We start from the raw sequence: 9,116 nt of genomic DNA on the forward strand, positions 1-9,116 counted from the left end.
GGGGGTCGAAATAAAATTATCTGCCACAGCGGGCTAGTCGCAGCGTAGGCGCGGTGGGTCGGCAGCGGAGCCAGAGAGCGAGCTTTGCAGCGTGCATGGTGGTGGTCGGTTTCAATACTATCGAGAAAACCGACTATAGACGGAGCGGGCACGCAGATCAATTGCCATCCTAAGAAATGACTGTTTTTGTAAAATTCAAGACAAGCGATGCAGGGCTTGCTGCCATTTCAGCAAAACCATCCTAATCAGTAGCTGTCGCACCGAGCTCCCTGATCAACTGCCACAACCGCCGGCGCAGCTCCGCCAGCTCCTCCCGGTTGAGATCACCCACACGTTCCGAACCGCGTAACCACTCCCTGGCGCGCAGCTCCAAACCGCGCCCGGTGTCGGTCAGTAACACCTCGGTTACCCGCTCGTCGGCCGCACCGCGGTGCCGCTCCACCAGGCCCGCAGCCTCCATGCGCTTGAGCAGCGGCGTGAGGGTACCCGAATCCAGCAACAGCTGGCGGCCCAGGGCGCCAACGGTGGCAGGACCATCGCGCTCCCGATCCCACGGCCAGAGGGCGAGCAGCACCAGGTATTGAGGGTAAGTGATGTCCAGCGCCTGCAGCATCGGCTGGTAGGCCCGTGTCACGGTCCTCGAGGCGGCATAGAGGGCAAAGCACAGCTGGTTGCCCAGCGCGAGCGGATCATCGCTCTCGCACGGGGCAACCGGCAACTGATGCGGACCAGCCATCAGAGCAGCGCCTCGATCTCAGCCTCCAGCGACTCGGGCTTGTCCTTGGGAGCGAAGCGCTTCACCACTTGGCCATCCCGGCCCACCAGAAACTTGGTGAAGTTCCACTTGATTGCCTCGGTGCCGAGCAGGCCCGGGGCCTCCTTCTTCAGTTCCTGAAACAGCGGATGCGCGTTGTCACCATTCACCTCCACCTTGGAGTACAGGGGAAAACTGACACCGAAGTTCAGCTCACAGAAAGACTGGATCTCCTCATCGCTGCCCGGTTCCTGCTTGCCGAATTGATTACAGGGGAAGCCAAGCACTTCGAGGCCGCGGTCGCGGTACTTCTGATACAGGGCCTCCAGGCCTTTGTATTGCGGAGTGAATCCACACTTACTGGCGGTATTGACGATCAGCAGCACCTTGCCGGCATGCTCGCCCAGCGTGGTGTCGCGCCCGTCCTGGGTTTTCAGCGCCTTTTCATACAGATTGCTCATGGTCTTCCTCCTTTTTAATTGTGCACAATCTAATTGTAAGCAATGTTTTTAGCAAGCCTTCAGATTCAACCGGTGCCCGCCACCCAATAGAATGTCTCTGTCTGGTGCCGGTGGCGATGATATGGCATGGCTGCGCGGCCGCCCGCGGTAGACCAACGCGGCAATGCACAGGGAAACGTCGCCGCCTGTGGGTTTTGCCGGGCAACGAAAAAGCCCCGCAATTGCGGGGCTTCTCTTCCAAGGGCCGGGCTGACGAGAGCTAAGGCAAGCACCTCAACGCAGCGTGAAGCCGAGCTCCTCTTCGATCTGTACGCGAGTCCACAGGCTCCAGCCCTTGCTCTCACCGTCCTGTAGCCGGCGTTCTACCACGCCCCGCTTCAGTGCCGGCCAGGCGAGCACCGCCGGAGGCTCGGAATCTGCAATGGAAAAGAACAGTTCCGGGGGCGGCAGCACCCGCTCGAGACTTTGCAATAGAGGCTGCCAGCCCAGCGGCAGAATCGCAGCAGCCAGCTTCCACGATGGCACTGGCGACCGGGCCGCCTGTGCCATCAGGCTGCGGTAGCGCGCCTGTGCCGCAGCAACCAGATCGTCACCCTCGAAATGCAGGCAACCCTCGACCTCGCGCTCTGCACACAAAAGACAGATACCCTCCGGCAGGGACAGCCTTGCGGCATCATCTGCGCTCATTTGCCAGCCGGCCCCTTCCGAATTACAGCCACACTTTGGACAAGAGCGCTCGGCCTGCGCCGCCGGAGCCAGTAACGAAACCGGCTCGGTGCCCGGTCGCCAGTAACAGGGACCACCGGGGAAGTAACTGTCGCCATGACTGCGCACATGGGCCGCAAAATCGAATTTCGCCGGATCTGCACCGCGCCCGGCGGCGGCCTGGAGACAGCCCCGACAGAATCTGTACTGCCCGGAGTCAGCAAGGCTTTCAATCGCCTTGAGGTCCGTCGACACCCAGGCAGCACTGGCAGCATTTTTTAATACGCTGGTGCAGGGATAAAGGTGTATCAGGGATGCGACCTGACGGCGCCTCGCCGGATCAGTGATTTCCTCACTCTCCACACCGAACACCATCACCGGGTGCCCACGGTAGCGCCAGCCCGCATCGCCGCATTCCAGATCACCAAGGCTGACCTGTATACCGGCTTGCAGCTCCCGCGCGAACACATCACTCCTGGCATCCGCGGCTTGCGTGGTAGTGACAAACGATTCTTCATCCGATTCCAGGTCAACCCCGGCAGCCATCTCTGTCGCTGCCTTCAGGTTTTCCTCAACAGCGAGAGCATCCTGTTCCAGCACATCAGTTTCAACCGCCCCTGTCGACTCTGGGGAACTGGAGACATCGGGTGCTCCCCGCAGCCGCGCGAAGGCTTTTTTCCAAAGTGCCACTATAGGGCCTCCTCTAGTATTCGATGAATCTGAGCCTCGGAGTTGGTGATCACCCGAAAGGCTACCCGCTTGGACTTCTCCGGATCCTCGGAGCCATCTGCACGCAATACCGGCCGCGCCGATGAATAGCCCACGGCTGCCACCAGAGCCAGCATACCCGGTACCTCAGCATCCGGCACCAGTCCCTGGACGTGGTGCAACACTTCACGGGAACGACTCTGGGAGAGACGCAGATTCTTGAAGTAATTGTCGTTTGAGCTGCCGCCGTCACCCCACTCGGAACTGGTATGCCCCTCGATATGAATTGCTCGAATGGACCCCAGGTAAGGTTTCAGCGCCGTGATATAACGCGGAAAGAAATCCTCCATCACGCGCTGTGCCTGCAGGTTCATTTCCGCTTCCCCGGTCGTGAACATGGCGTCGGAGTTATTGAACGCGATAATCAGTCGATCCTTGTCGATGGTCGCCCCCCAGCGCGGCAGGTCGCCCTCAAATTCTGCTACCAGCGTCTGGTAGATCGCCAGCTGGTTATCCCGGTATGACTGTGCCAGCGCGCGGATTTTTTCCCTTTCCTCCATCATCGAGCGCATCATCACGATGGAAATACAGAGGAACACCATCATCAAACCGGCCATCAGGTCTGAGACACTGAGCCATTCGCCGTCGTCCGCAGCCCGGGATATCGACCTGAGATTATTCGGCATATTCCACTTCCCTGGCCCGCACACGCCGGACCTGGGCGATGAGCTGCTGGAAATCCCGGGTAAAAGTGCCACTGACAGTGGCAAGCGCTTCACCCATGGCCGATAGCACCTGCTCTACCTGGCGATTCATCTCCCGGTCAATCTGCTCATACTGACGGCGGATGGATACGTCTGCATCCTGCAACTCTTTGCGGATAACGGCAGACAGCGCCTGTACCATCTCGCGATGGGTGGAGGCCATCGTCTGGGCAAGCTCCCGCATCGATTCTCTGTGCGCCTCGGCAGAGCTCGCCACCAGGGTTTTCATCGCCTGCGGATCCAGGGCCTCGAGGCCCTCCATCGCCCGCACCACACCCTGCAGCGGCTCGGCCAGCCCTCGCGCTTGTTCCTGCAATAGCCGCTCGATGGAAACCAGGTTCTCGTCGACCCGCTGCTGGGCGGTGGCGATCCCCCGGGAGAGATGCTCCATACTCTCGGGCAACTTGGGCACCAGTGCCGTCAGTTGCTGAACCGAGTCGCCCTGCCTGTGCAGCAACTCCGCCAACTGCGAGGCCTGCTGCCCCTGCTGCGCCAGCAACTGGTCCAGCCCGCGGTAGAGCTGCGGCAATTCCGCAATTCGTTCATGGGCTTTATTGATCAGGGCCTGCTGCTCAAGCAACGCGGCCTGGTTTGTTTGGCATTGCTGGCTCCAGCTGGAAACACGCTCGGCGTGGGCAGCGTACTCACTGGAAACCTTGTGCAGCACCGGGCCGAGCTGCTCCAGTTGGCGACAAAAAGTTTGCAGGTTGGCACCAAACTGGGACTCCAGCCGGGTATTGAAGCCGGCCACCACCTGCTCCAATTGTTTGACAACGGACTCGCCCGTGCGCTGAGCATACTGATCCAGTGCCGAGTGCAGGGAAACCAGGTTGCGGTTCAGGTCATCAATGGTCGCAGCGCTCTCTACCGGGTCAGAAGGCAGCTTGAGCATCCGGGTGAACACCCGCAGCAACAGGGAGAGCGCCAGCCCGATGACACTGGTGATAAACGCGGTTTTCAGCCCCGCCATCAGGTCAGCAATGCTGCGGTCGATGTCTTCCAGGCTGAAGCCATATAAGCCGATAATGATGCCGACAAAAGTCCCGAGAATACCCAGAGAGGTCAAAAATCCCGGGCATTGCTCCACAAACTCGCGACCGCGGCCACCAAAGCGCAATACCAGTGCCATAGCGAAGATGAGCAGCATCAGCGCCAGGAAAGTGTCGGTGACCGCTGCTGGTGTAAATGCAGCAAAAAGCTGGTTCAGCAACCCGGACATCAATGAACTCCCGTATTCTTTTTCAATGCCAGCTCATGGAAGAAGGCCCCACTCGGCAATTTCCCGTGCCCCTGGGCCACCAGCTGGAGATGCGGTATAGCCCGGATCAATTCCGAGAGGCTGGAGTGAAAACCGGCCTGCTGGCTGGCCGGGAACTCCTTCACCAGCAAGCGCTTGTCTTCCTGCACTTCGTACACGGAGGGTGTTCTGGCCAGGGCCGTGCGCTTGCCGAAAACCATATGCAACAGCCCACCGGGCTTCAGTTTCGCCAGTAGGAGCTCGCTCAATACACGCACCTCTTCCGACGAGTAGAAGCTGAATAACTCCCAGGTCAATATTGCGTCCGCGGGCTCGAGATCGGAGAACTTTGCAAAAGCTGACCGAATGGCCTGGCAACCATCTTCACCCCGACGCTTGTACCACTGGACAGCTGTGTGCAGATCCAGCACGAACAGCTCGCCTACCTGCTGCTGAAGCGCAGCAATGTTGCGCCCGCTTCGCGGTCCACAGTCAATCACGCGGCTAACCGGTGACCGCCGCGCTGGGGCGAGCGCAGCATCGAGAGCTTGCAATGTCTGCGCATCACCGACATCACGACTTGAGAAATACGTCGATACATCCGAAACGCTGCCAGAGCGAACCTTTGCGGTGGGCGCGCCACTATCGTACTCAAAGAAGTACTCAAACAGGTCTTTGCGCATGCCACGACGCTTTACGAGAGAGTCGCTGAGCCTGAAGCGACCGAGACTCTGCATCAAGATGACCGTCGTGTGCCGTTGATAGGGCACTTCAGGGTACGACGTGTCATCTGTCGTCTCGTAGGTAAAATCTTTCAGCAGCCTGAATTTGGCCGGCCGCCTGGGTGCCTGGACACCGGTATAGATCATTGCGTGCAGGAGCGTGCCCGCCTTTAGGTTAGGGCGCAAAAGTTCAAGCAGGTGGGCGATCAACTCCGGGCTGAGGAAGTTGAGCAGATCCCAGCAGAGAATCACATCGAATTTGACCTTTTCCGGCTTGGGTACAAGGTGCTGGCTCAGTGCCGCCTTTAAATCCGGGGCATCCCTGTTATCGGAAAAGAATTCGACCAGGTCCTCAATGTAACAGGGGCAATTCATCTGCAGGAACGCTTGAGTCGTTCCCACGGCCAGCGGCCCGAGGTCCAGAATCCGATATCCCGGCTGAATGATCTCCTGGTTAAGCGCTGCCAGGCCGAGCGAGTGATGCTGCATACAACTGGTCTCAAAACACCACAATGGTGAAGCAGTGGGCAGCCCCTAACGGCATTGCTCACCGCTCCACCAATTCACCGAAAGCGGTCAGGCTTCGGTTTCCAACTCACTTTCACTGTCGGCGTAGTCGCTTGCGGAAGCACCGGAGTAGAGACCGCTGGAAGCGTTGGTCGCTGCCTTGGCAGGAGTCTCCTCAGAGTCGCGGGGCGGCAGGCTGGGGTGTACCAGTTTTTCCTTGAACGCGCTGACCCGCTCCTTCATTTCTCCGTCGGTATCGACCATATCCATGGATCCGCGGAACTTACCTCCGTCGTCAAGCTGGATGCGCGGTGCAATCAGGTTACCTTTCACCACTGCCGTGCGGCGAATCTCGATCAGCTCTTCCGCCAGCGCATCTCCGGTCAGCGCTCCCTCAACCGTGATGTTTTTTGCGTGGATGTTTGCGTTCAGCTCACCGCCGGCGCCGATGGAGAGGTTGTGGCCTTCCATGATCACGGTGCCCTCAATCGTGCCTTCAATATGCAGGCTTTCGGTACCGATCAATTCACCACGGAACTTAATGTTCTTGCCGATGACAGACTTATCATATTCCTCACTGACGCTGGAACCACTGCGCGGGGCCGCGGCACCCTGATCCATAAATCCGTCTAGAAAGCTGCTGTTGTTTTCTTCGTTATTCTGCAGGTCTTCGTTATCGGCCATATTGTTGTACTCCTCAGATTGGGGATAGCTGGGTAGGTGCCCAATTTGCCGTACCTCTCACAAATCCAGGGCGGTTGTTTTTTCGCCATCTGCGCGGCGATTGCGTCGCTTGATGATAAGGGCGTCACGCGATTGCCGCATGCCACAAAAGCGGTTTTTTAATGCTCCCGGCCCCCCTTTTTGCCGATCGTGTGACACCGCTCACAAATTTGCTTCACCATGCTGAATCCTGCCTAAATACTGAACCGTGTGCCGGGTTACATCGCCGCACCAAGCTACACCTCAACAGCTAAAGGGTGACCGGCTTCGCACCTGAATGGTGCCTACTCCCGTCTACCAAGCAGCCTGGCAGCTGGCCCCCACAGAGGCCGTCGGCCACACTCAGGAAATCGCGCCTTATGAGACTCACTCTGCCATCAAGGCTGCTCAAGACACACGCGGCACAGAAACAGGCAACCCATTGAATGGCGAAACTGCAGACCCCAATGGTTACCCACAAAATCTCTGGACGATGCTGTGTATAAGACTGGGATATCTGGTCGAGCACTACTGCCTGGGGCCCTGGTGAGACCTGCACAAAAATGCGCCGGGCCGCGCTCCCGGCAAAGAGATGTCAGGACCCGTCGCCAAGTCGCCTTTGCAAGGGGGCTATTACTGCCACCCCTTTAAAATGAAGCATTAACCTATAACACTTGTACGAGCCCAGTCGTGTCTCAGGTCAGAGCTGATCGTGGCACCCGATTCCTGCAACAGATTTATCACCAGCTTTGACAAACCTTTGTATGCCCCCAGCCTGGCACGCTGATTATCCGTTAAAGAAAAATCTGGTTTCATCCTTACTCACAGATATGCTGGATGAAGTTGTTAATAAGTTTGGGATTATCGTCCAACGTGACCGCATTACGGGCACTGGCGCGCAGCGTTGAAAAAAGCGCCACCAGCAAATTGGTTGCCGGGAAAATCAGCGAGTGTATTGGCAGAAAAATATCAGTGCGACGGGCCGGGGCCGACGGAAGGTGAAGGCAGTTATTTATCAATTCCAACATGAAAAGGCCGCCCGCGCCATCGCGTTGCGTGATGCGGCATACCGACGACTGCGGCGCCCCAGGCCGGCACCTGCGGTGCATTGCTCTGGGGTCGCGCACGACGCATATGGCAGCGCTTTGCGCTGCGTGATAGTGGGAGTTATTCACTGTATCTTAAATAAAAGAAAGGGCCACCCGATTGTGTGGCCCTTTCTTTTATTTGAACCGGGCTGGCGCTCCAGCTGTGTACTCGAGTTCTTTGGCAACTTTGGAGATAGCGGCAGACCTACACTGGGTGCCGAGCTGCGCTCGCCATCGCGTTGCGACGCCTACGGCGCTCCAAGCTTGCACCGCTGGTGCAACGCTTGTCACATGGCAGCGCTTTGCGCTGGGCAGTAGTGGCAGTTGTTCATCGTATCCTAAATATAAAAAGGGCCACCCGATTGGGTGGCCCTTTCTTTTATTTGAACCGGGCTGGCACTCCAGCTGTGCACTCGAGCGCTTTGGCAACTTTGGAGATAGTGACCTGCTCCCCACTTTCTAGTCCATCCAGCTTCTAGTAATGTCCACTACCAATAAGGAAGATGGACATGAAGAAACGATTCACCGAAGAGCAGATCATCCCGATTCTGAAGGAGGCTGAGGCCGGTATCCCGGTAAAAGAGCTCTGCCGCAAGTACAGCATCTCTGATGCCACTTTCTACACCTGGCGCAAGAAGTACGGCGGAATGGAAGTGGCGGAAGCCCGGCGTCTCAAAGCTCTCGAGGAGGAGAACGCCCGGCTGAAGAAGCTGCTGGCGGAGTCCATGCTGGACCAAGAAGCACTCAAGGCTGCCCTCAACCGAAAGTATTGACCGTCGGGAACAAGCGCGAGGCCGTGCGCACCATGCAGTCGGAAACGACCATTTCGGAGCGCAGGGCCTGTTCACTCGTCGGGTTATCCCGCGCATCCATGCGATATCAGCCCCAGAAGGCCGTTGAGTCAAATCTGTCTGAGCGCATCAAGGCAATCGCCTTGGAGCGGCGACGCTTCGGCTACCGCAGGGTCCATCAGATGCTGCGTAGAGAGGGCTTACATGTAAATCACAAGAAGGTCTATCGGCTCTACATCCAGGCAGGCCTGGCAGTGCGTAAGCGGCCAAAGCGCAAGGGTGTCATGGTCGAGCCACAACCCCTTGAGCTACCGGAAGCGCCCAATGAGGTCTGGTCAATGGACTTCGTTATGGATGCAGAGGCCAACGGCCGCCGCATCAAGTGCCTGACCATTGTTGACGACTGCACCAAGGAATGCCTCGATATCCCCGTCGCCAGGGGCATTTCAGGGCTCCAGGTGGCGCGAACGCTAGATGCTATCGCTGCCTTCCGGGGCTACCCGAAGGCCATCAGGACGGACCAGGGGCCCGAGTTTACCAGTAAGGCCCTGGACCAGTGGGGCTATGAGAATGGCGTCAAATTGAAGTTAATCCAGCCGGGTAAACCGACTCAGAACGGCTACATCGAGAGCTTCAACGGCAAGTTCCGGGACGAGTGCCTCAATGAACACTGGTTC

General features: G+C 58.0%; 7 protein-coding genes and 1 pseudogene. 1 reads left to right on the forward strand and 7 read right to left on the reverse strand.

What is annotated here, in order from left to right:
• Positions 1-241: 241 nt before the first annotated feature.
• The 7 genes from AWR36_RS12845 to AWR36_RS12875 form a co-directional block, all read right to left on the reverse strand.
• A complete protein-coding gene (locus AWR36_RS12845; RefSeq protein ID WP_067085558.1) occupies positions 242-736 on the reverse strand; it encodes a MarR family winged helix-turn-helix transcriptional regulator in 495 nt (164 codons plus the stop codon).
• Positions 736-1,215, reverse strand: a complete 480-nt coding sequence (locus AWR36_RS12850) for a glutathione peroxidase (RefSeq protein ID WP_067085560.1) — start codon at positions 1,213-1,215, stop codon at positions 736-738. The genes AWR36_RS12845 and AWR36_RS12850 overlap by 1 nt, the downstream gene beginning before the upstream one ends.
• A gap of 273 nt (positions 1,216-1,488) precedes the next feature.
• Entirely contained in the window at positions 1,489-2,610 is a 1,122-nt protein-coding gene (locus AWR36_RS12855; protein WP_067085562.1) for a hypothetical protein, read from the reverse strand.
• The gene (locus AWR36_RS12860; RefSeq protein ID WP_067085564.1) at positions 2,610-3,314 is read right to left on the reverse strand and encodes an OmpA/MotB family protein; all 705 of its coding nucleotides are present in this window, start codon (positions 3,312-3,314) and stop codon (positions 2,610-2,612) included. The genes AWR36_RS12855 and AWR36_RS12860 overlap by 1 nt, the downstream gene beginning before the upstream one ends.
• Positions 3,304-4,611: a MotA/TolQ/ExbB proton channel family protein gene (locus AWR36_RS12865; RefSeq protein ID WP_067085568.1), complete on the reverse strand. Its 1,308-nt coding sequence runs from the start codon at positions 4,609-4,611 to the stop codon at positions 3,304-3,306. Before AWR36_RS12865 ends, AWR36_RS12860 begins: the two co-directional genes overlap by 11 nt.
• Complete coding sequence (locus AWR36_RS12870; protein WP_067085570.1) at positions 4,611-5,840, reverse strand: class I SAM-dependent methyltransferase; 1,230 nt, start codon at positions 5,838-5,840, stop codon at positions 4,611-4,613. Before AWR36_RS12870 ends, AWR36_RS12865 begins: the two co-directional genes overlap by 1 nt.
• 87 nt (positions 5,841-5,927) lie before the next feature.
• Positions 5,928-6,542 (reverse strand): bactofilin family protein, encoded by a 615-nt coding sequence (locus AWR36_RS12875; RefSeq protein WP_082679592.1) that lies wholly within the window; start codon positions 6,540-6,542, stop codon positions 5,928-5,930.
• Positions 6,543-8,157: 1,615 nt separating this feature from the next.
• Between AWR36_RS12875 and AWR36_RS12885 the strand changes: the two are divergent.
• Positions 8,158-9,116: pseudogene (locus AWR36_RS12885) on the forward strand (IS3 family transposase); the annotation flags it as partial.

This window comes from Microbulbifer flavimaris (assembly GCF_001641755.2).
GTDB classification, from domain to species: domain Bacteria; phylum Pseudomonadota; class Gammaproteobacteria; order Pseudomonadales; family Cellvibrionaceae; genus Microbulbifer; species Microbulbifer flavimaris.

What these genes read in the sequence shown, in the direction of transcription:
- AWR36_RS12845 (WP_067085558.1), bottom strand. Translation starts at nt 736, where the DNA reads ATGGCTGGTCCGCATCAGTTGCCGGTTGCCCCGTGCGAGAGCGATGAT.
- AWR36_RS12850 (WP_067085560.1), bottom strand. Translation starts at nt 1,215, where the DNA reads ATGAGCAATCTGTATGAAAAGGCGCTGAAAACCCAGGACGGGCGCGAC.
- AWR36_RS12860 (WP_067085564.1), bottom strand. Translation starts at nt 3,314, where the DNA reads ATGCCGAATAATCTCAGGTCGATATCCCGGGCTGCGGACGACGGCGAA.
- AWR36_RS12865 (WP_067085568.1), bottom strand. Translation starts at nt 4,611, where the DNA reads ATGTCCGGGTTGCTGAACCAGCTTTTTGCTGCATTTACACCAGCAGCG.
- AWR36_RS12870 (WP_067085570.1), bottom strand. Translation starts at nt 5,840, where the DNA reads ATGCAGCATCACTCGCTCGGCCTGGCAGCGCTTAACCAGGAGATCATT.
- AWR36_RS12875 (WP_082679592.1), bottom strand. Translation starts at nt 6,542, where the DNA reads ATGGCCGATAACGAAGACCTGCAGAATAACGAAGAAAACAACAGCAGC.